A 19,381-nucleotide genomic window follows, 5' to 3' on the forward strand; every position below is an offset into this window, starting at 1 on the left:
CTTGCATCTACCGTAAAATAAGGGCTTATTTAATTATTTCAAGTGATTGATTATGACAAATAACCATTCTTCTAATTCTACTTCGGATTCCCAAGCTTTGCTGAATCAAATCATTATTGATTATATGAAAGAAGCGAAAAGGAAGCGCCGATGGAAATGGTTTATGCGTGTTATTTATTTGCTCATCATTGCTTATATAGTTTATTACGTGTCAAAGGGAACCAATGAAGGTGTAGGTACTAATATCAAGTCTCACGTAGGTATAGTAGATATTACAGGAGAAATGTCTGAAACTAAAGCCAATGCAGATGATTTTGCAAAGGGGTTGGATTCAGCTTATAAAAATCCTGGGTTAAAGGCAGTGATTGTTCGTATTAATAGCCCTGGAGGCAGTCCAGTTCAGGCTGAATATATGTACAACATTATAAAATTTTATCATAAAAAATATCCGGATATAAAAATTTATTCAGTTTGTGTGGATGCGTGTGCTTCTGCTGCTTACTACGTTGCTGTTGCAACGGAAAATATTTATGCCAGTCCTGCAAGCATGGTTGGTTCTATAGGTGTTTTGTATAATGGTTTTGGTTTTGTAGATTTAATCAATAAAATTGGTATTTCGCGAAGATTACAAACATCGGGTGCAAATAAATCATTTTTAGATCCTTTTACCCCTGAAACTGATTTCGCCAAGCAAAAATTACAGGTTATGTTGGATCAAGTACATGAACAGTTTATCAATCGAGTAAAAGAAGGTCGAGGAAGTCGCTTACATATTGATAATGACACATTCTCTGGACTTTTTTGGACTGGCGAACAGGCTTTATCAATTGGGCTAATTGATGGTCTTGCCAGCAGTGGACAGGTAGCTCGTGAAGTGATTAAAATCCCTGAAGTTATTGATTATACCCATAAGCAAAATCTTTTTGATCGAGTGTCCAAAAGTCTTGGAACTGCTTTGGCTGATGAACTTCCTTTAGCTCTTGGATTAAAGCCGGGGTTTAAATAAAATTTAAGCCCTGAATTCTTTGCAGCCTGGGTGGAGCCCAGCGAAACCCGGGACTGTAACAAATTATTCCTGGGTAACGGCTCTGCCTTCACCCAGGCTACGATTTTTCTTATTTCAAAATAGGGGAAATAGTTTGTAACAATGATTTAAACACCTTAGGTGTTCCAGCTACAATGTCTCCGTATTTGAGAAAATCATCACCGCCTTGTAAATCACTAATTAATCCACCTGCCTCTCGAATTAATAAGGATCCTGCTGCAATATCCCAAGGCCGCAAACCGAACTCCCAAAATCCATCCAGCCGACCACTGGCTACATAAGCCAAATCAAGTGCTGCAGATCCAGTTCTTCTGACTCCGGCACATTTACCAAATAATGCTTCAAAAGTAGGTAGGTATTTTTGTGCTGCATTGATGTCCCGTGAGGGGAAACCAGTGCCTAAAAGCGAGGCCACAAGTTGAGTTTGCTTGGAAACGCGTATTCTTCGATCATTTAATCGTGCTCCGCGCCCTCGGCTTGCAGCAAAACATTCATGTCGTAATGGATCGTAAATAACTCCATGTTCTATCCTGCCTTTAACTTTTACCCCTATAGAAACTGAAAAGAAAGGAAATCCATGTAAGTAATTGGATGTTCCGTCCAGTGGATCAATAATCCAGATTGACTCGCCATCTCCTTCCTGGATACCACTTTCCTCAGCAAGAATCCCATGTTCAGGATATGCTTTATGAATCGTATGAATAATGGCTTGTTCGGCTTTGATGTCTACTTCACTAAAATATTCATGGTTATTTTTAGCGGTAATTTTGAGACGATCCACTTGCTCCATATGTCGAATTATAATTTCACCGGCCAGTCGTGCTGCGTTAATTGCTATATTTAAAAGTGGTTCCATGAATATACTCTTGAATGTACAAAACCGGTGATTCTATCATATTTTTTTTGCGCAAATAGAGTTAAATATGAAAAAAGCAAAAATCGTCAAAAAGGGTGTTCGATGATATGATAGAGGCATTTCAATGCATTAATAAAAGTTTTTTTATGAAGTTAAGCTCAATTCGTATTATTCTAGTAGCAACATCTCACCCCGGTAACATAGGCTCAGCAGCTCGAGCGATGAAAACTATGGGGTTAAATTCCCTGTATCTGGTTAAACCTAAATCTTTTCCGGATTATAAAGCAAAAGAAATGGCAGCAGGGGCTGATGACCTTTTAGAACGAGCTGTCGTTACTGAAACTTTAGATGAGGCTTTGGTTGGCTGCCAGCTGATTTTGGGAACAAGCGCTAGGCCTAGAGGTCTTTCCTTACCTGGCTTAATTCCTGCATCGTGTGCGGATTTGGTAAGCCAACAATCAGAAAATACTCAGATTGCGATTGTTTTTGGAAGAGAGCATGCAGGTCTTACTAACGAAGAACTGCTAAAATGTCATTATCATATCCATATTCCGAGCAATCCTGAATATGCTTCACTTAATTTGGCACAGGCGGTACAGATTATTGCTTATGAATTGCGAATGAAGCTGTTAGCACCCAAAGCAGAAGTGGCATTACGTGAGGATGAATATGCTGCAGCGGATGAAATAGAACAATTTTATGAGCATTTGAGAGAAGTGTTTATTGAGATTCAATTTTTAAAAGCGTCAAATCCAAGACGTTTAATGCAGCGTGTGCGTCGATTATTTAATCGGGTAAATTTGGAAAAAATGGAAGTAAATCTGCTAAGAGGTATGTTGAGTCAAGTTCAAAAAACGTTGGAATGGGCAAGTAAAAGGAGCCGGAGTGAACAGAATAATTAAAATACCAATTTATTTTGATTATATGGCAACAACACCGACAGATCCGCGTGTAGTAGAGCGCATGATTTGTTATTTAGGCCCAGATGGAGATTATGGTAATCCTTCTTCAGTAACCCATGAATACGGTCGCGTTGCAGCTCTTGCTGTTGAGCATGCGCGTTTACAAGTTGCAGATTCAATTCGCGCGTCCATCCAGGATATAGTATTTACTTCAGGTGCCACAGAAGCGAATAATTTGGCGATAATAGGCGCAGCCCACTTTTATAAGAATAAAGGGATGCATTTGGTTACGATGAGTACAGAACACAAGGCAGTACTTGATAGTTTTTATCGTTTAGAAAAAGATGGATTCGAAGTAACTTATCTGCAGCCTGAATCCAATGGTTTGCTTGATCTTGAAAAACTTACTCAAGCATTGAGATCAGATACCATTTTAGTATCCATCATGCATGTGAATAATGAAATTGGTGTAGTACAAGATATTGCGTCTATTGGTGCTTTATTACGTAATAAAGGAATTCTTTTTCATGTTGACGCAGCACAAAGTGCTGGAAAAATTCCTATTGACCTTGAACATCTTTCTGTAGATTTAATGGCGTTATCAGCCCATAAAAATTATGGTCCCAAAGGTGTGGGTGCGCTTTATGTCCGGCACAAACCACGAATTCGTCTTCAGCCGCAAAGTTTTGGTGGTGGGCATGAGGGAGGTTTACGGTCAGGTACCTTGGCCACGCATCAAATTGTAGGCATGGGAGAAGCGTTTGCGTTAGCCGAAAGCTTACGAGAAGAGGAACAAGCCCGTCTTTTAAGCTATCGTCAGCGTTTATGGAATGGTATTAAGCATTTGCCGGGCATCCAGCTTAATGGAGATGAGCAAAAGCGAATTGCGGGCAATCTTAATATAAGCTTTGCCGGTTTAGATGGGGATTCTTTGCTTTTAGCATTGAATGAGTTAGCTGTATCTACTACTTCAGCCTGTAGTTCTGCCAGTATCCAACCCTCTTACGTGTTGAGAGCTTTAGGGCTAAGCGATGATTTGGCGCAAAGTAGCATGAGATTATCAATAGGGCGTTTTACTAAGGAAGAAGAAGTAGAGCACGCGATTAACGTTATTTGTACGCAAGTAACTCGATTGCATGAAATATCACCATCATGATGTATAATAGAATTGTAGAGGATTGTTTTTTTTCACCCAGACATGTAGGGGTTATCGATTTAAATGATCATTTTGCGGGAGTTGTTAAAAACGACCAAAAAGGTCAAGGAACGATTGAACTCTATGTACAGTGTAATTCAGAGGGTACAATTGTCCGAGCTTGTTTTAAAACAAATGGTAATCCTTATGTAATTGCGAGCCTGGAATGGTTATGCAGGCAGCTTGAAGGGCGGACCATGGATGCCGTACCGCAAATTGATTATCAGCTCATCGTTAAAGAATTAGATATTCCTGTTGCTCAATATCCTATAGCATTAAGGATTATTGATGTTTATAAAGAAGCATTGCTTTTAATGAAGAAAACAAATCGAATCGAGAGGTAATAATGAGTGTAGTAATGCATCATGTAGAAAGCACCGTACCTGAAATCATTTTTACTGAAGCAGCAGTAAAACACTTGGTGTCTTATTTGCAAAAAAATTCTGAATATACTGGGATCCGTTTATCGGTAAAAAAAACTGGGTGTTCTGGTTTATCTTATGTCATTGATTATGTACGAGCTCCTGATGAAAGTGATTTGGTTCTTACTCTGACTGAAAATTATAGTGCATGTATTGATAAGTCCAGTTATCCCTTTCTGAAAAATATGAGTGTTGATTACGTAAAACAGGGTTTAAATTATAAATTCGTTTTCAATAACCCTAACCAAACAGGTCAATGTGGATGTGGGGAAAGTTTCACAGTGGAGTAGAATGCGTTGCGGCATAAGCAATGTCTTTATAGCCTACGTGCTACGGAGAAGCTGTGGCACGTTAACGGAGGGCTTCATCAATAAACATACCTACATTGATGAGAATTTATATGGAAAACATAATGGATGCTCTTTAATTTGTTTCCTGCTTAATTGCTGCTTATTTGAAAAAAAAGCCTAAGACTTTATTTAATTCAGCTTTGGAAGAAGCGCCGAAGATTAACTATAGGCCGAATATGAATGAATCTATATATCTATCACGCGTTTCATTCGCCATTTCTTTAGGTTTTGTTCTAATTTCAATATACTTAGCTTTTGAACTTTCTACTATATCCACCGCGCCATCAAAAATATCAGTTAGATTCTGAATCATCTTATACACCAAGTTAAATGTTTCCAAATAATTACAATTAACTCTTTGGAATAAGCACTTTGGGGTGTTGCGGTGTTTTTTGGAGATATTCTCTACGTACTCGAATTAATTCTTCATATATTTCAATGCAGTTATTTTTTTTGCTGTTTTTTCCAGAAAAGGGAAACTAAAGGTTCCATTAAGATGGTAATACACGTCACTGGTATGCTCTTTTGGCCTATTTATCCTTAATAATTCAAATGCCACCAGTTATGAAAAATAATTGAAAAGATTAAATAGGAATCTACAATTTTTGGGCATTTGAGATAAAATCATACAAATTTTCTTATTATTTTTCTTCTACTTAATAAAAAATAACAGTCATACAGCAATTAAATAATAAATTCGCCTTGTCCATTCAACTTGTAAAATGGTAAAATTTTTTTGACTTAATATTTCCTTAAGAAATGAATATCATTAAAACAATATTTACACTCTTTGAGATGTTTGGTACTATATAGGCCATAGTGTTCGGTGAGTGTATGTACTGGGCATAATTTTATTTAATTAATCTGTACTAGGAGACTTAAATGAGCACAGAAACAATGGTGCAAAGCAGCGAAGCACTTTCACATCAAGTAATTCATGCTGTTAAGGGTTATTTAACCAGTATTAGCAATAAAGATTCCAACTTAAATTTATATCAATTAATTGTTGAAGAAGTTGAAGCTCCGTTATTTCGTACTGTTATGGAGTTAACCCGTTACAACCAATCAAAAGCTGCCCGTGTTCTTGGTGTAAGCCGTGGTACATTACGTACTAAATTAAAGCGTTATTTTGATGATGAATTTATTGGGACTCGTGATTTCTAATTGATTAGAATAGTCTCGCTGGTTTTTTCATAATTAAATATTCCCAATATAGTGGTCTTTAGCTAGGCACTCTGCTACTATTGATAACAGAGTTGGTCAGACAATCGCTCTTTGCTTTGCAAAGGGAGGAAAGTCCGGGCTCCATAGGGTAGAGTGCCAGGTAACGCCTGGGGGGTGTGAACCTACGGAAAGTGCCACAGAAAATATACCGCCTCTTTGAGGTAAGGGTGAAATGGTGCGGTAAGAGCGCACCGCACGGCTGGTAACAGACGTGGCAGGGAAAACCCCACTCGGAGCAAGATCAAATAGGAATCCATTTGGCTGAAAAGTCATTACGTGTGACCCGCACGGGATTCGGGTAGGTCGCTTGAGGCATGTGGTGACGCATGTCCCAGATGAATGATTGTCCATGACAGAACCCGGCTTATCGACTGACTCTTTTTACTTCATTATCCAATTATCTACCCATCGATTTGATTCTTATTCCTTAAATTACAATAATTTCAAGTTATAGAAATTCAATGTCAGATATCCATTTTATCATTATCGGGGATAGTGAAAGTAATATTTATGTTGTAAGAAGCCTTTGACACGAACTAAGCTACAATCCCAGCGCACTATGAAGCGACTGATTTCCAAGTTAAGGATTTTCAATTAGGTAGATCAATAGCTATATTCTTATTTTTAAACAATGATTCAATTTTGCCCTTAATGTAAATTCAATTTCCATTTAGCTCGAAATATGTGTAATTAATTGTCAATTTGGATTATAATATATTCATTCTGTTTTTAATCCGTAATGCTTATTATGAAAAATCAGCAACTGCGTGCCATTTATACAAACCCTGACGCAATCTCTGAACAAACTCTTCTAGAGCAAGTTAAGGAGTTCGCTGAAATAGGGTTTAATGAACACCTCAAAAAATTCATTGAATCCAATAAAAAGAACATTAAGTTATTCACTTCTACCGCGTTTGATGCCTCAAAATACAGCCAGGACTATTTGGATTTCCTAAATGCCATGATTCTAGTATTGTCTTCAGCAAAAACGGATATTAATACAAGGATTATTCGTGAGAAGCATGCTCAGAATCAACATTATTCAAGGCAACCAAAAACGAAGGACGAATACCCGTCAATTGAAGACATTGAGGACTCGACTCTCAATATGAACGTTGCCAAACGACTGGATGCATTTAAAAAAGAGTTAGAGGCTCTTCGCAATCAACAACTAGTCTTCAAAGCCAAGTCTTTAGTAAATTCAGCAAGAGTTGACATAGATATAAATCAGGAAAACTTGGGATTAATGAAAGACGATTATCTTGAGTTGCTTTCAAATTATTCGCAAGAATCATTTGTTGCATTTGAGAAGAAATTTGCTCGTTTATTTGCTGAGAAGTCCATCTTGGCATTCAGAAAGCACTTTGCTGAAAGAAAGCTCAGTATGGATGGAATCGTAAAGGAATGTAAAGGAACCTCTGTGGAAGAAGTGATTAAGAAGGAGCAATCAGAGCTTAATCAGCAAATAATAAACTTTGAATTGATTATGAAGCAAGCAACAGATTTAAAGAGCTTAACGACGCTGCTTAAGCAAGTAAAAACGATTGAAGGCATTATCACGCAAAAAGAAGTTGAACTACTAATCCCTTCAGATGCTCAGAAACTGCAAGAATTCATACGATTAATTGAAGCTAAGGAACAAGAAATACAGCATATCAAGCAAGGGATTAATGGCAGCTCGGAAATACATCAACAAACTATCCAGGCTATTGAAAAGATTGAACAATCCATTCGGCAAAAAAAGGTGGAGGCCGAGTCTCTTTTACAAAAAATTAGCAAGACGAGCAGTGAAGTCCCACAAAAAAGAATAGATGAGGAGTTTTCCTCTCCACAGGAGTTACCTGAGAAAAGTGATCCAAAAAATGAAGAAACGTTTATGGCAAAGAAAAACCGACTGCAAGAAGCAATCTCATTAATACAAACATATAGAGAAACAATAGAACACGAGCAAGAACGATTTTCTGTAAAATTTTTTCATAAATCACGAAATCAGGCGAAGATAAGCTATTGCAATGCATTAGAAAAAGAACTTAAGTTGCAAGATAAAGGTTTAAATTTTGAAAGCAACTTACACGATATTATTAATAATGCTCATAATAAAGTAACCACAGGCGCTGGTGCTCAAAAAGAAATCATCACCAAAGGTGGTAGCTATTTCGGTACAAGCCGCATGCTTAGTTTACAACGACTTTTGGGCATTGATGAAGCCTGGAAAATGAAAGGACACTCCAAAATTCTTTTATTTTCAACCAAGTCTGATTTGCATGGACTTAAAACTTCGGGCTTAGTTGGTGATGACGTAGAAAATATCGTGAAAAATTTCTTCCTTGAAGAAGCTGACAGTGATAAAGCATACCAGCAGCTAAAAGAACAGGTATTTCCAAGCGCAGCTGACAAAAAACTAGAATGCCTTTAATAACCTGGCTTGATTTGAAATCAAGGAGGGAGAGCGTTCTTTAATACCTAAAGCATTATGTGAAACAGGTGCCTCGAGTTTCTGGATAAAATTTCTTTTTTAATTCAAAATGAACCATTTCCTGTTAAGTGTTTTTTCAGGAGGGTATTAATTTGTTCCGGATTAGCTTTTCCTTTAGTTTGTTTCATAATTTGTCCGACAAAGAATGCCAATAATTTTTCTTTTCCTGCTCGGTAATCCGCAGTTTGCTCAGGATATTGCTGAATCAGCTGAAGGATCATTTCCTCCCAAGCAGCAGTATCATCGACTTGTTGGTATCCTTCACGCTCAATAATTGCTTCAATGTCTTTTTCTCCAGCCCAAAGTAATGCAAAAATAGCTCGCGCATTGTTTAAAGAAATAGTACCGTCATGCAGTTTATTAAGAAGGCTCGCCATGAGTTCTGCTGATATGCGCGGTGTATCAAAGGTTAAGTTCTCTTCATTTAAAGCAGCAGCATATTGACCTTTAAGCCAATTAATAATCATTTTTTCCGGAGCACGGCATTCAGCTTTAATTGATTTAAAAAACTGATAAGCTGCGGGTGAAGAGAGAATAAAATTAATGTCCCCCTCATTTAGAGAAGGTGCATTTTTTAATTCAGCATGAATTTTCTCAGGTAAATCCGGTAAATTATTCTTTACTTCGGCAATAAGAAATCGGGTGATTTGTATTGGCAGTAAGTCGGGATCTGGGAAATATCGGTAATCATTTTCATTTTCTTTACTGCGCATTGCATGTGTTGTATGTGTGTCAGGATTATAAAGACGAGTTTCTTGGATTATGGGGTGGCCACTTTCCAGTATATCCTGATGGCGTGCTTGTTCATAAGCGATGGCTTTTTCAATAAAACGGAATGAATTCAAGTTTTTCAATTCAGTTCGTGTTCCTAAAACAGAAGAACCTTTAGGTTTTAAGGATAGGTTGACATCGCAGCGGAAATTTCCTTCTTGCATGTTCCCATCACAAATACCTATAAATTGAACCAATTGATGCAGTTTTTTGAGATAACTCACCGCTTCATGGCTTGAAAACAAACAGGGGGCAGTTACTATTTCCAATAAGGGTGTGCCTGCCCGGTTAAGATCAATACCACTATAACCTGAATGTACTCCATGTAATGATTTACCTGCATCTTCTTCCAAATGGGCACGTACAATCAACACCTCTTTTTCGCTGCCGTCATTCAAAGCAACTGTTAATTTACCATTGCTAACTATTGGCTTTTGAAATTGGCTGATTTGGTAACCCTTGGGTAAATCCGGATAAAAATAGTTTTTACGCTCAAAAACAGATTGATCATTAATGTCAGCTTGGATAGCTAAGCCAAACTGAATCGCCATAATGACCGCTTCCTGATTTAATACTGGCAAAACCCCAGGAAATCCTGCATCGATAAAGCAGGTTTGAGAGTTAGGGGGAGAACCAAAAGCGGTAGATGCACCAGAAAAAAGTTTTGACTTTGTTTTGAGCTGAATATGTACTTCAAGGCCAATGACTGTATCCCATTCCATAATTCACCCTTATTGGTTTGGACTGGCCAAGTGCCAGTTGGTGTGTTGTTGATAATGATGAGCTATCTGGAGCAAGTGGCTTTCACCAAAATGTTTGCCCATGAGTTGCATGCCTACAGGTAACCCTTTAGAAAAACCTGCAGGTATTGAAATTGCGGGGAGTCCAGCAAGGTTAGCAGCTACAGTAAACACGTCTGCCAGGTAGTTTTGGATTGGATCAGCAATTTTTTCACCCAGTTTAAATGCACCTATCGGGGATGTGGGACCGAGAATAACATCGACCGATTTTAGTGTTGTAACGAGTTCTTCTTGGATAAGGCGACGAATTTTTTGTGCTTGCAAATAATAAGCATCAAAATAACCTGATGAAAGAACGTGGGTGCCGGTAAGAATTCGACGTTTAACTTCGATACCAAAACCTTCACTGCGCGTATTACGAATGAGTTCGGTTAATGTTGATGCATTATCACTGCGGTAACCAAAACGCAAACCATCGTAACGTGATAGATTGGATGAAGCTTCAGCGCACGCAACTACATAGTAACAAGGTACCCATAAAGGTTGGAGTTCTAAATTCAAATCAATAATTTCGGCGCCCATGCTTGCAAAAATTTTTACTGCTTCAAGAATCGTATTTTGTATTTCTTGATCTACCTGGGGTTGAAAAAAACACGAAGGTAATCCAATTTTTAATTCGGATAAAGGTTTATTGAGTTCAGTGTAGTAATCGGGAATTGTTGTATCAACCGATGTAGAATCTTTGGGATCAAATCCTGCCATAGCTTGGAGGACCAATGCAAGATCCTCTGCGCTTCTGGCCAAAGGTCCTGCCTGATCCAGACTGGATGCATAGGCAATCATTCCGTAGCGAGAAATGAGTCCATAAGTGGGTTTAATTCCACTAATTCCACATAAGGCGGCAGGTTGTCTTATCGAACCCCCAGTATCAGAGCCTATAGCGAAAGGGATCAACCCGGCGGCTACGGCCGCTGCTGAGCCACCCGAAGAACCACCAGGAACCCGATCTTTATCCCATGGATTTTTTACCGCACCAAAGTAACTGTTTTCATTAGACGAGCCCATGGCAAATTCGTCCATATTTGTTTTACCTATCAGAATCGATCCTTGTTCAAGTAACTTACTGGCCAATGTCGCTTCATAAGGTGACTGGAACTGTTCAAGCATTTTAGAAGCACAAGTGGTCGGCATACGCTTGGTACAAAACAAATCTTTCAATGCCATAGGGATACCAGTAAGGATTTTGTCATCCCCATTTTTTAACTTATGATCTGCTTTTTGAGCTTCAAGGAGAGCATGCTCTTCATCCAAACTGATAAAAGCATTTAAATCTTTATGTTTTTGAATTTGCTTTAGGCAATGCTGAGTTAATTCAACACTAGAGAGTTTGTTCTGATGTAAATCCTGTGATAATTGCTTTAATGATAAATGTTCCATGATTATTTACTCTGGTCTATGACTTGAGGTACTAAATAAAGATCTTGTTCGAATTTTGGTGCAAGAGCCTCTAATTCAACCAGACAATTTTCTTCAGTAACCGCATCAGGCCTTAAACGTTGACTTAAGGCAAGGGGATGAAAAAGCGGTTCAACCTCTTGGGTATTAACAGAGCGCAGTTGATCGACAAAATTCATGATTGCGTTAATCTCTTCAACGAGCTTTGGCGAATGCTCTATATCCGTATCCAGATAGGCTAGTTGAGAAATTTTCTCTAAATCTTTTGCTGAGATGGTCATAAAATGGTACCCCAAGAATTAACACCATATTATAACGAGGATGTTATAACTTATAAATATAAATATAGTTATAGCCTGGGGGCTGCGTAGCGAAACCCGGGTTTTCATAATATGAATGAACTTCTAAATGCCGGGTTGCGCTGCACCCAGGATACATAATTTAATTATTTTTTCAGATAAGGAAATTCATCTTGCAATAAATGAATTACCTGGTGTAATTGTTCTTTGCTTTTTACAATAAGAAGCACGGTATCATCGCCAGCAATTGTACCTAATATACCTGAGTTTTGAGCGACTTGAGGGGAGTAAGACACGAATTTTCTGTCAATAAAAAAAGCCAGACTGTTTGCATTCCCTGGATGTGTATGAAGCACGATAAGACCATAATCGGATACTTGCATATTCAACACTAAAGGCAGGTTGGGTATATTGAAATCCACTACTTGATAAGTGCCCCCTATTTTCGCAATTTTTAATTTTTTCAATCTTCGCGATAGGGTTGCCTGAGGAATAGTATAGCCTCGTTGCTTTAAACTGTTTTGTAAATCAATTTGTTCCGCAATTTTCTCTGTTTGCACAATATTTAATATATGCCCATCAAGAGCAGCATCTTGGCTCATTTATCTCTCCACTTTATTAGTGTTTTTTGAATACAAAATCATTTTCAATGAAATTATATTCAAAATAAGTTGACAGGGCAAGTCAAGATTGATAAATTTAAAAAACGCATAAAAACTGGATTTATATTCAAATGAAACAAATATTCTTTACATTTTTAGTGGGGTTTGCTTTTTTTGTATCTCTTTGTTACGCAAAGATTTCCAATGAAGGGGGGCAATATATTCATTTTGCAGTAGCTGCAGAATATCCACCATTTGAATATAACGATCATGGTCAAATCAAAGGGTTCGATATCGATTTAGCACGCTTGATAGCAAAAAAGCTTGGTAAGGAAGCAATGTTTGATACCATGGAATTCAGCAGTATTTTACCTGCTTTAAGTTCAGGACAGGTTGATACAGCAATTTCTACGATTACGATTACAGAACAGCGGAAAAAGAATTTTGATTTTACTAAGCCTTATTATTTTGAAAGTATGGCTGCTGTTTTTCCCGAAAAAAAGCCGATTAACGATGTAAAACAATTAGCTGATAAAAAAATAGCGGTTCAATTAGGCAGTACCATGGAAATTTGGCTAAAAAAGAATATGCCAAATGCCAGCCTTCTAGTAATGGATAATAACAATCAAACCATCGCAGCCCTAAAGGCTGGCCATGTTGATTTGGTTCTCGTTGATGGAGTGCAAGGTGCGGTATTTAGTCAGAAAAATCCTGGATTATCCTTTGCGATTCTTGCTCAATCAGCAGATGGCTATGGTTTGGCACTGAAAAAGAATTCTGAATTAACTCACAAAATAAATCATGCTTTATATGAACTGGAGCAAACTGGTGAGCTTACTGCACTCAAGAAAAAATGGTTGGAGGACACAAAATGGAAGAATTAAAACAAAATGTCCTCTATATTGGCGAGGGAACTCTAGTTACTTTAATTCTGTTGTTTGGTGGGTTATTGATAGGGACTTTATTAGGAACAACACTGGCTTTACTGCGATACCAAGGAATTATGAAGCCAATAATAAATGGATTTATTTCGCTAATGAGAGGGACTCCAGTAATTTTACAACTTAGTTTTATTTATTTTGCTGCTCCTGCATTAATCGGTATCAAACCAAATATTTTGGTAGCAGGACTTTTAACTTTTGGTTTGAACAGCTCCGCTTATATTGCCGAGATTTTGAGAGCAGGAATAGAGCATTTGCCAAAGGGACAGTTTGAGGCAGCAAAAACGCTTCAAATACCTGGTTTTTATCTATGGAAGGATATTGTTTTGCCGCAAGTGATTAAGAATATTTTCCCTGCATACATTAATGAAATGATTGCACTGCTGAAAGAAACTGCTTTGATTGCGACTATTGGAGGAATGGACTTGATGCGCAGAGCTCAATCGGTGGCTGCAGAGCAATTTACCTATTTTGTTCCACTGTGCATTGCGGGTTGTTTTTACTATGGCATGGTGCTTTTGATAGAGTTCCTGGGTAAGAAAATGGAACAAAGGAGGCCTTATGTTAGCAATTAATCAAGCCTGCAAATATTTTGGTTCACTCACCGTATTAAATAATATTAACTTAAAAGTACAAGCACAAACGGTGGTTGGTTTGGCGGGACCATCTGGAAGTGGAAAATCCACATTGTTGCGTTGCATACAACAATTAGAAACTTTGGATTCGGGTACGATTGAAGTAGCAGGTCAAAGTGGTTTTATGTTTCAGGATTTCCAGCTTTTTCCACATATGACTGTGATGCAAAATTTGGTGTATGCACCTCGCCTACATGACAAAATGTTACATCATGATGAACAGGCACATGAGTTACTGCTGAGTTTGGGAATTAATGATAAAGCATCTGCCTATCCCCACAAATTGTCCGGAGGCCAAAAACAGCGAGTTGCTTTAGCACGTAGCTTAATGATGAAACCCAATTTATTGCTTTGTGATGAGCCTACATCAGGTCTTGATCTGGCAACAATTGATGACGTGATTCACTTATTAAATACAGTGAAATCTTTAGGAGTTACGATGGTAATCGCCTCCCACGATCTTGATTTTCTCAGCAAAATGTCAGACCGATTAATTGTTCTAAAAGGGGGACAGCTAGTCGCGGATGTAGTACCTAAAGAATTAGCTGAACCTATTTTACATTTAAAACAATACTACCAGGAGTAAACCATGATTGAATCGATTAAAAAAATTGTCCTTGCCTATTCGGGTGGCCTGGATACTTCAGTAATGATTCCATGGCTTAAAGAGCATTACCAGCAAGCAGAGATTATCGCGATGGTTTGTGATTTAGGACAAAATGAAGATTTAACGGCGATCAAGGAAAAAGCAATAAAAAGCGGTGCCGCGAAAGCCTACGTGATGAATGTACAGGAAGAGTTTGTTAGCGACTACCTGTGGCGATTGGTTAAAGCAGGAGCACTCTATGAAAACCAGTATGTTCTGGGTACCATTTCTCGACCGCTCATTGCAAAAAAACTGGTTGAAATTGCCCTGTTAGAAAAGGCAGAGGCTATTGCTCATGGAGCCACTGGAAAAGGTAATGATCAGGTTCGTTTTGAATATACTGTAAAAGCTTTAGCTCCAGAACTTAAAATTATCGCTCCCTGGAGATCCTGGAAAATTAAGTCCAGACAAGAGGCAATTGAATATGCCAAATTACATGGTATTGAAGTGCCAGTTACACCTAAATCACCTTATTCACGCGATCATAATCTTTGGTATATTTCTCATGAAGGTGGTGTTTTAGAAGATCCAGCACAACCTAAGCCCGATGATTTATTGCTGATGACTGCATCCTTAGAACAATCGTCAAATAATGCTGAATTAGTGAACATTGAGTTTGACCACGGTGTCCCTGTTGCCTTGAATGCAAAAAAAATGAATTCAGTGGCGTTACTTAAAGAGTTAAATAAAATTGCAGGGGCTCATGGAATTGGGGTGGCAGACATTGTAGAAAATCGATTGGTCGGAATGAAGATTAGAGGAATATATGAAGCACCTGCGGCAGCAGTTCTTTATAAGGCGCATCAGATGCTTGAAAGTTTATGTCTTGACCGAGCAACTTTGCATTTAAAACAGTCCTTACAGCAAACTTATGCCAATCTTGTTTATGAGGGACGATGGTTTTCCCAAGCCAAAAATGCATTGGATGCATTGATTGATGTAACACAACAGCATATGACTGGAACTGTGAGTTTGCAATTATTCAAAGGGAACATCATTCCTTATGGAATGTACTCTCCATTTAGTTTGCATGATCCTGCATTGGCTACTTTTGAAGAAGATGGTGTTTATAACCAACAGGATGCTGAAGGATTTATAAATTTATTTTCTTTATCAGCGCAGGTGTATGGCAAGGTACATAAAGGAGATAAATAATGGCTCATAAAACATGGGGCGGGCGATTCAAAAAAGAACTCGATCCGGGTGTCATGCATTTTAATGCTTCTTTAGCTTTTGATAAGGTGCTTTATGCTCACGATATAGTCGGGAGTCAAGCACATGCAAAAATGCTTGCACGACAAAAGCTTATTTCCGGGGGTGAAGCAGATTTGATTTGCAATGGACTGGAAGAAATAAGTCATGAAATAAGGAAGGGCATCCATGAATTGGATGAGTCTTGTGAAGATATTCATATGTTTGTGGAGCAATTACTTATTGCGAAAATTGGTGGTGTGGGTAAAAAGCTGCATACAGGTCGAAGTCGAAATGATCAGGTTGCCCTGGATTTAAGATTGTATGCTCGTGATGCAGGTGAGCAAATTAATCTGCTTTTGCAGCGCTTAAACCAGGTTTTGCAAAAGCTGGAAAGCCATCATGCTGAAGATAAAATTCCAGGTTATACCCATTTGCAGCAAGCTCAGCCAATTTATTTAGGACAATTTTTTGCTGCTTATGGGGCAATGTTTCAACGTGATTTAAGCCGTATGCACGATTGGCATACACGAATGAATTTCTCTCCTCTAGGTGCTGGGGCTTTAGCAGGGAGCTCGCTTCCTTTAGACAGAGCGTGGGTTGCTGAAACTTTGGGTTTTAACGGAGTGATTGAGAATACACTTGATGCAGTAAGCGATCGAGATTTTATTATTGAATTTTGTTCTGTTGCTTCCATCATTTTGATGCATTTATCACGTCTTGCTGAAGATTTGATTCTTTGGGCTACTCAAGAGTTTGGTTTTATTACCCTTGATGATGCCTTTGCAACCGGCTCATCGTTGATGCCTAACAAGAAAAATCCGGATGTTCTGGAGTTAATCAGGGGTAAAAGCGGTCGAGTTTTTGGGCATTTAATGGGTATTCTAACGGTAATGAAAGGATTACCGCTCGCATACAATAAGGACATGCAAGAAGACAAAGAATGTCTTTTTGACACAATAAAAACCTTGACTGCGTGCTTGGAAATAATTACTCCTTTTCTTGAAAGCGTGCAATTTAATACAAAATTGATGGAACAGAAAGCCAATGGCGGCTACTTGAACGCTACTGCAGTTTTAGAGTCCTTAGTATTACAAGGTATGCCTTTTAGGGATGCACATCATCAGGTGGGTTTGTGGGTGCAGGAAGCAATAGATAAAAATTGCTCTCTTGAGGAGATCATTAAAAATCCATCTTAACAATGTAGCCTGGGTGCAGCGTCTGTCTCTTGATTACATCCCTGACTACGCCCCCGCGGCTTTCTCCGCGGGGTCCAGTGTTCTAGGAAGATCTTCTGGATCTCGCGGGCACCCCTGCGAACAAGTCGTGGGGGTGGACATAGGAATAGGGGCTTGACTGGTTTTTCAGGGATGTGTAGAAAATTCAGTTCGCTGCACCCAGGCTACATTGGATCTAAGAAACGAGATCCTTGCAGAACACCATTTTTAAAGTAGAATGAAGATCTCTATAAATTATTTAATCGAGTTAGTCATTCATGTTGCAGCATTACAAAACCCAAGGGGGCGTTGAAGTAGAGTGTTCTCAGACCACTGTAGAGTACCAACAAGGTATCGAAAATCTTCTTGAGCATCTGGATTCACAAAGGGGAGCATTATTTGCTTCAAGTTTTGAATATCCAGGACGTTACACATGTTGGGATATCGGCTTTTATAATCCGCCTCTCGCTGTTATTTGCAAACAGAATTTAATTCAAATTGATGCTTTAAATCATCGTGGCAAGATATTATTAACTTTTATTATTCCCTTATTGGAAAATGAAGCGTCTTTAGAAATTGTGGCGCAAAGTAATGAGTTGTTGCAAATCCAGATTAAGGCCTCTGAAAGGGTTTTCAGCGAAGAAGAACGCAGCCAACAGCCTTCAGTATTTACGGTAATCCGTTTGTTATTGTCCTTTTTTAAATTCGAAAATGAATCTTATTTGGGATTATATGGCGCATTAGGTTTTGATCTGATTTTTCAATTTGAAGAGTTACAAAAGCATAAAGAAAGAGAGCTGTCACAAAGAGATATGGTTCTTTATCTCCCTGATGAAATTTATGTAGTAAATCATCGCAAAGAAGAAGCTTTTCTTCGACGTTATGATTTTCAATTCCAAGGTCAATCAACAAAATCTTTGCCGAGAGAGGGAGTTTCTCAAGTATATCAATCCTCTAATAAACCCGAAAAAGAATGTGATCATATGCCAGGTGAATATGCTCAGGTTGTAAATACAGCCAAGGAGCGTTTTGCTTGTGGTGATTTGTTCGAAGTAGTTCCAAGTCAGACTTTTTACACCCATTATAGAGAGCAACCGTCTTCTTTATTCAAACAAATGCGTCGATTAAACCCTTCCCCCTATGGTTTTTTTATTAATTTGGGTAATGGGGAGTATTTGGTTGGTGCGTCTCCTGAAATGTATGTTCGAGTTCAGGGAAGAAGGGTAGAAACGTGTCCAATTTCTGGAACGATTAAACGGGGCGCTGATGCGATTGAAGATGCAGAAAATATCCAGATCTTATTGGATTCAAAAAAAGAAGAATCTGAATTGACGATGTGTACGGATGTGGATAGAAATGATAAATCCCGTATTTGTGAGGCGGGCTCCGTGAAAGTTATTGGTCGTAGACAAATTGAAATGTATTCACGATTGATTCATACCGTGGACCATGTTGAAGGCATTTTAAGGGAAAACTTTGATGCTGTAGATGCTTTTTTAACTCATATGTGGGTCGTGACCGTAACGGGTGCGCCTAAAATTTGGGCTCTTAATTTTATTGAAAAACATGAAAAATCTCCTCGCAAGTGGTATGCCGGTGCGGTGGGTTGGTTTGGGTTCGATGGAAATTTAAATACCGGTTTGGTTTTAAGAACTGTACGCATTGAAAAAGGAGTTGCTGAAATTCGTGTAGGCGCTACTTTGCTTTACGATTCAGTTCCTGAATCTGAAGAACAGGAAACACGTTTAAAAGCATCTGCTTTTTTAGACATGTTGCAAAAGCGAGAAACCCATATCCAAGCAGAGACGTCCCATTTGCCTTTGATTGGAAAAGGTAAGCACGTCTTACTTATCGATCACCAGGATTCTTTTGTACATACTTTAGCAAATTATTTCCGCCAAACCGGGGCAGAGGTGAGTACAATTCGGTTTGATAAGGCCTTACACTATTTACAAAATCAAAAGTATGATCTTGTTGTTTTATCTCCCGGACCTGGTAAACCCAGTGATTTTAATCTATCTCAAACAATTGACGCTGCTGTCTCTCGCCACATCCCTTTGTTCGGAGTATGTTTGGGCTTGCAAGGAATTGTTGAGCATTTTGGTGGCATTTTGGATGTTCTAGAATATCCCATGCATGGCAAGCCATCCATCATAAAAGTTGTAGATAATTCCAAAATATTCTCGGGTTTGGGGGAGCACTTCAAAGCAGGGAGGTACCATTCACTCCATGCCCGTTTAAACGCGATGCCAAAAGAGTTGAAGGTTACAGCTATGAGTGATGATGGGATTGTGATGGCTATTTCGCATCGGCAATTACCAATCCATGCAGTTCAATTTCATCCTGAAACCATATTATCTTTAGTCAATCAGGCGGGGCTCAAAATTATTAACAATTTGATGGGGATGATGTAA

Annotated in this window: 18 protein-coding genes and 1 other RNA gene; 14 read left to right on the forward strand and 5 right to left on the reverse strand. The window is 38.6% G+C overall.

The features are described from left to right. The first annotated feature begins 52 nt into the window (after window positions 1-52). Window positions 53-1,006 (forward strand): S49 family peptidase, encoded by a 954-nt coding sequence (locus LXO92_RS09880; protein WP_182352509.1) that lies wholly within the window; start codon window positions 53-55, stop codon window positions 1,004-1,006. A gap of 109 nt (window positions 1,007-1,115) precedes the next feature. Here LXO92_RS09880 and LXO92_RS09885 read toward each other — a convergent pair whose 3' ends face one another. After that, entirely contained in the window at window positions 1,116-1,901 is a 786-nt protein-coding gene (locus tag LXO92_RS09885) for an inositol monophosphatase family protein (protein ID WP_182352510.1), read from the reverse strand. 146 nt (window positions 1,902-2,047) lie between these two features. Here LXO92_RS09885 and trmJ point away from each other — a divergent pair, with 146 nt between their 5' ends. From trmJ to LXO92_RS09920, 7 genes are all read left to right on the forward strand, one after another. Beyond that, window positions 2,048-2,803 carry a tRNA (cytosine(32)/uridine(32)-2'-O)-methyltransferase TrmJ gene (gene trmJ / locus LXO92_RS09890; RefSeq protein ID WP_182352799.1) on the forward strand — a complete coding sequence of 252 codons (756 nt, stop codon included), beginning with the start codon at window positions 2,048-2,050 and terminating at the stop codon, window positions 2,801-2,803. After that, window positions 2,787-3,959, forward strand: coding sequence for an IscS subfamily cysteine desulfurase (locus LXO92_RS09895; protein ID WP_304599235.1), 1,173 nt, complete (start codon window positions 2,787-2,789; stop codon window positions 3,957-3,959). Before trmJ ends, LXO92_RS09895 begins: the two co-directional genes overlap by 17 nt. Beyond that, window positions 3,956-4,342, forward strand: a complete 387-nt coding sequence (locus LXO92_RS09900; protein ID WP_182352511.1) for an iron-sulfur cluster assembly scaffold protein — start codon at window positions 3,956-3,958, stop codon at window positions 4,340-4,342. The genes LXO92_RS09895 and LXO92_RS09900 overlap by 4 nt, the downstream gene beginning before the upstream one ends. A 2-nt stretch (window positions 4,343-4,344) precedes the next feature. Further along, window positions 4,345-4,710, forward strand: coding sequence for a HesB/IscA family protein (locus tag LXO92_RS09905; protein WP_182352512.1), 366 nt, complete (start codon window positions 4,345-4,347; stop codon window positions 4,708-4,710). A 942-nt stretch (window positions 4,711-5,652) separates the two neighbouring features. Further along, window positions 5,653-5,934, forward strand: a complete 282-nt coding sequence (locus LXO92_RS09910) for a helix-turn-helix domain-containing protein (protein WP_182352513.1) — start codon at window positions 5,653-5,655, stop codon at window positions 5,932-5,934. Window positions 5,935-6,022: 88 nt separating this feature from the next. Further along, window positions 6,023-6,377, forward strand: an RNA gene (gene rnpB / locus LXO92_RS09915) — RNase P RNA component class A. 365 nt (window positions 6,378-6,742) lie between these two features. Further along, window positions 6,743-8,410: a hypothetical protein gene (locus LXO92_RS09920; RefSeq protein WP_232890876.1), complete on the forward strand. Its 1,668-nt coding sequence runs from the start codon at window positions 6,743-6,745 to the stop codon at window positions 8,408-8,410. Between the two features lie 104 nt (window positions 8,411-8,514). Here LXO92_RS09920 and gatB read toward each other — a convergent pair whose 3' ends face one another. From gatB to LXO92_RS09940, 4 genes are all read right to left on the reverse strand, one after another. Beyond that, window positions 8,515-9,963, reverse strand: coding sequence for an Asp-tRNA(Asn)/Glu-tRNA(Gln) amidotransferase subunit GatB (gene gatB / locus LXO92_RS09925; protein WP_182352515.1), 1,449 nt, complete (start codon window positions 9,961-9,963; stop codon window positions 8,515-8,517). 9 nt (window positions 9,964-9,972) lie between these two features. Then, the gene (gene gatA, locus LXO92_RS09930) at window positions 9,973-11,418 is read right to left on the reverse strand and encodes an Asp-tRNA(Asn)/Glu-tRNA(Gln) amidotransferase subunit GatA (protein WP_182352516.1); all 1,446 of its coding nucleotides are present in this window, start codon (window positions 11,416-11,418) and stop codon (window positions 9,973-9,975) included. A gap of 2 nt (window positions 11,419-11,420) precedes the next feature. Beyond that, window positions 11,421-11,717, reverse strand: a complete 297-nt coding sequence (gene gatC / locus LXO92_RS09935) for an Asp-tRNA(Asn)/Glu-tRNA(Gln) amidotransferase subunit GatC (RefSeq protein ID WP_182352517.1) — start codon at window positions 11,715-11,717, stop codon at window positions 11,421-11,423. A gap of 164 nt (window positions 11,718-11,881) precedes the next feature. Continuing rightward, complete coding sequence (locus LXO92_RS09940) at window positions 11,882-12,337, reverse strand: arginine repressor (protein WP_182352518.1); 456 nt, start codon at window positions 12,335-12,337, stop codon at window positions 11,882-11,884. Window positions 12,338-12,468: 131 nt separating this feature from the next. Here LXO92_RS09940 and LXO92_RS09945 point away from each other — a divergent pair, with 131 nt between their 5' ends. The 6 genes from LXO92_RS09945 to LXO92_RS09970 all read left to right on the forward strand — a co-directional run bounded on the left by LXO92_RS09945 (window position 12,469) and on the right by LXO92_RS09970 (window position 19,381). Further along, window positions 12,469-13,221, forward strand: a complete 753-nt coding sequence (locus LXO92_RS09945) for a substrate-binding periplasmic protein (protein ID WP_232890877.1) — start codon at window positions 12,469-12,471, stop codon at window positions 13,219-13,221. After that, window positions 13,209-13,853 (forward strand): amino acid ABC transporter permease, encoded by a 645-nt coding sequence (locus LXO92_RS09950; RefSeq protein ID WP_232890878.1) that lies wholly within the window; start codon window positions 13,209-13,211, stop codon window positions 13,851-13,853. Before LXO92_RS09945 ends, LXO92_RS09950 begins: the two co-directional genes overlap by 13 nt. Next, window positions 13,840-14,499 (forward strand): amino acid ABC transporter ATP-binding protein, encoded by a 660-nt coding sequence (locus LXO92_RS09955; RefSeq protein WP_182352521.1) that lies wholly within the window; start codon window positions 13,840-13,842, stop codon window positions 14,497-14,499. The genes LXO92_RS09950 and LXO92_RS09955 overlap by 14 nt, the downstream gene beginning before the upstream one ends. 3 nt (window positions 14,500-14,502) lie before the next feature. After that, a complete protein-coding gene (locus tag LXO92_RS09960; protein WP_232890879.1) occupies window positions 14,503-15,714 on the forward strand; it encodes an argininosuccinate synthase in 1,212 nt (403 codons plus the stop codon). Beyond that, a complete protein-coding gene (argH, locus tag LXO92_RS09965) occupies window positions 15,714-16,949 on the forward strand; it encodes an argininosuccinate lyase (protein WP_232890880.1) in 1,236 nt (411 codons plus the stop codon). The genes LXO92_RS09960 and argH overlap by 1 nt, the downstream gene beginning before the upstream one ends. 296 nt (window positions 16,950-17,245) lie before the next feature. Further along, the gene (locus tag LXO92_RS09970; RefSeq protein ID WP_232890881.1) at window positions 17,246-19,381 is read left to right on the forward strand and encodes an anthranilate synthase component I; all 2,136 of its coding nucleotides are present in this window, start codon (window positions 17,246-17,248) and stop codon (window positions 19,379-19,381) included.

Origin of the sequence: Legionella resiliens (assembly GCF_021344005.1) — a bacterium.
Taxonomy (GTDB): domain Bacteria; phylum Pseudomonadota; class Gammaproteobacteria; order Legionellales; family Legionellaceae; genus Legionella; species Legionella resiliens.

Coding starts and splice junctions, on each gene's coding strand:
- LXO92_RS09880 (WP_182352509.1), top strand. CDS start 53: ATGACAAATAACCATTCTTCTAATTCTACTTCGGATTCCCAAGCTTTG.
- LXO92_RS09885 (WP_182352510.1), bottom strand. CDS start 1,901: ATGGAACCACTTTTAAATATAGCAATTAACGCAGCACGACTGGCCGGT.
- trmJ (WP_182352799.1), top strand. CDS start 2,048: ATGAAGTTAAGCTCAATTCGTATTATTCTAGTAGCAACATCTCACCCC.
- LXO92_RS09900 (WP_182352511.1), top strand. CDS start 3,956: ATGATGTATAATAGAATTGTAGAGGATTGTTTTTTTTCACCCAGACAT.
- LXO92_RS09905 (WP_182352512.1), top strand. CDS start 4,345: ATGAGTGTAGTAATGCATCATGTAGAAAGCACCGTACCTGAAATCATT.
- LXO92_RS09910 (WP_182352513.1), top strand. CDS start 5,653: ATGAGCACAGAAACAATGGTGCAAAGCAGCGAAGCACTTTCACATCAA.
- LXO92_RS09920 (WP_232890876.1), top strand. CDS start 6,743: ATGAAAAATCAGCAACTGCGTGCCATTTATACAAACCCTGACGCAATC.
- gatB (WP_182352515.1), bottom strand. CDS start 9,963: ATGGAATGGGATACAGTCATTGGCCTTGAAGTACATATTCAGCTCAAA.
- gatA (WP_182352516.1), bottom strand. CDS start 11,418: ATGGAACATTTATCATTAAAGCAATTATCACAGGATTTACATCAGAAC.
- gatC (WP_182352517.1), bottom strand. CDS start 11,717: ATGACCATCTCAGCAAAAGATTTAGAGAAAATTTCTCAACTAGCCTAT.
- LXO92_RS09940 (WP_182352518.1), bottom strand. CDS start 12,337: ATGAGCCAAGATGCTGCTCTTGATGGGCATATATTAAATATTGTGCAA.
- LXO92_RS09945 (WP_232890877.1), top strand. CDS start 12,469: ATGAAACAAATATTCTTTACATTTTTAGTGGGGTTTGCTTTTTTTGTA.
- LXO92_RS09950 (WP_232890878.1), top strand. CDS start 13,209: ATGGAAGAATTAAAACAAAATGTCCTCTATATTGGCGAGGGAACTCTA.
- LXO92_RS09955 (WP_182352521.1), top strand. CDS start 13,840: ATGTTAGCAATTAATCAAGCCTGCAAATATTTTGGTTCACTCACCGTA.
- LXO92_RS09960 (WP_232890879.1), top strand. CDS start 14,503: ATGATTGAATCGATTAAAAAAATTGTCCTTGCCTATTCGGGTGGCCTG.
- argH (WP_232890880.1), top strand. CDS start 15,714: ATGGCTCATAAAACATGGGGCGGGCGATTCAAAAAAGAACTCGATCCG.
- LXO92_RS09970 (WP_232890881.1), top strand. CDS start 17,246: ATGTTGCAGCATTACAAAACCCAAGGGGGCGTTGAAGTAGAGTGTTCT.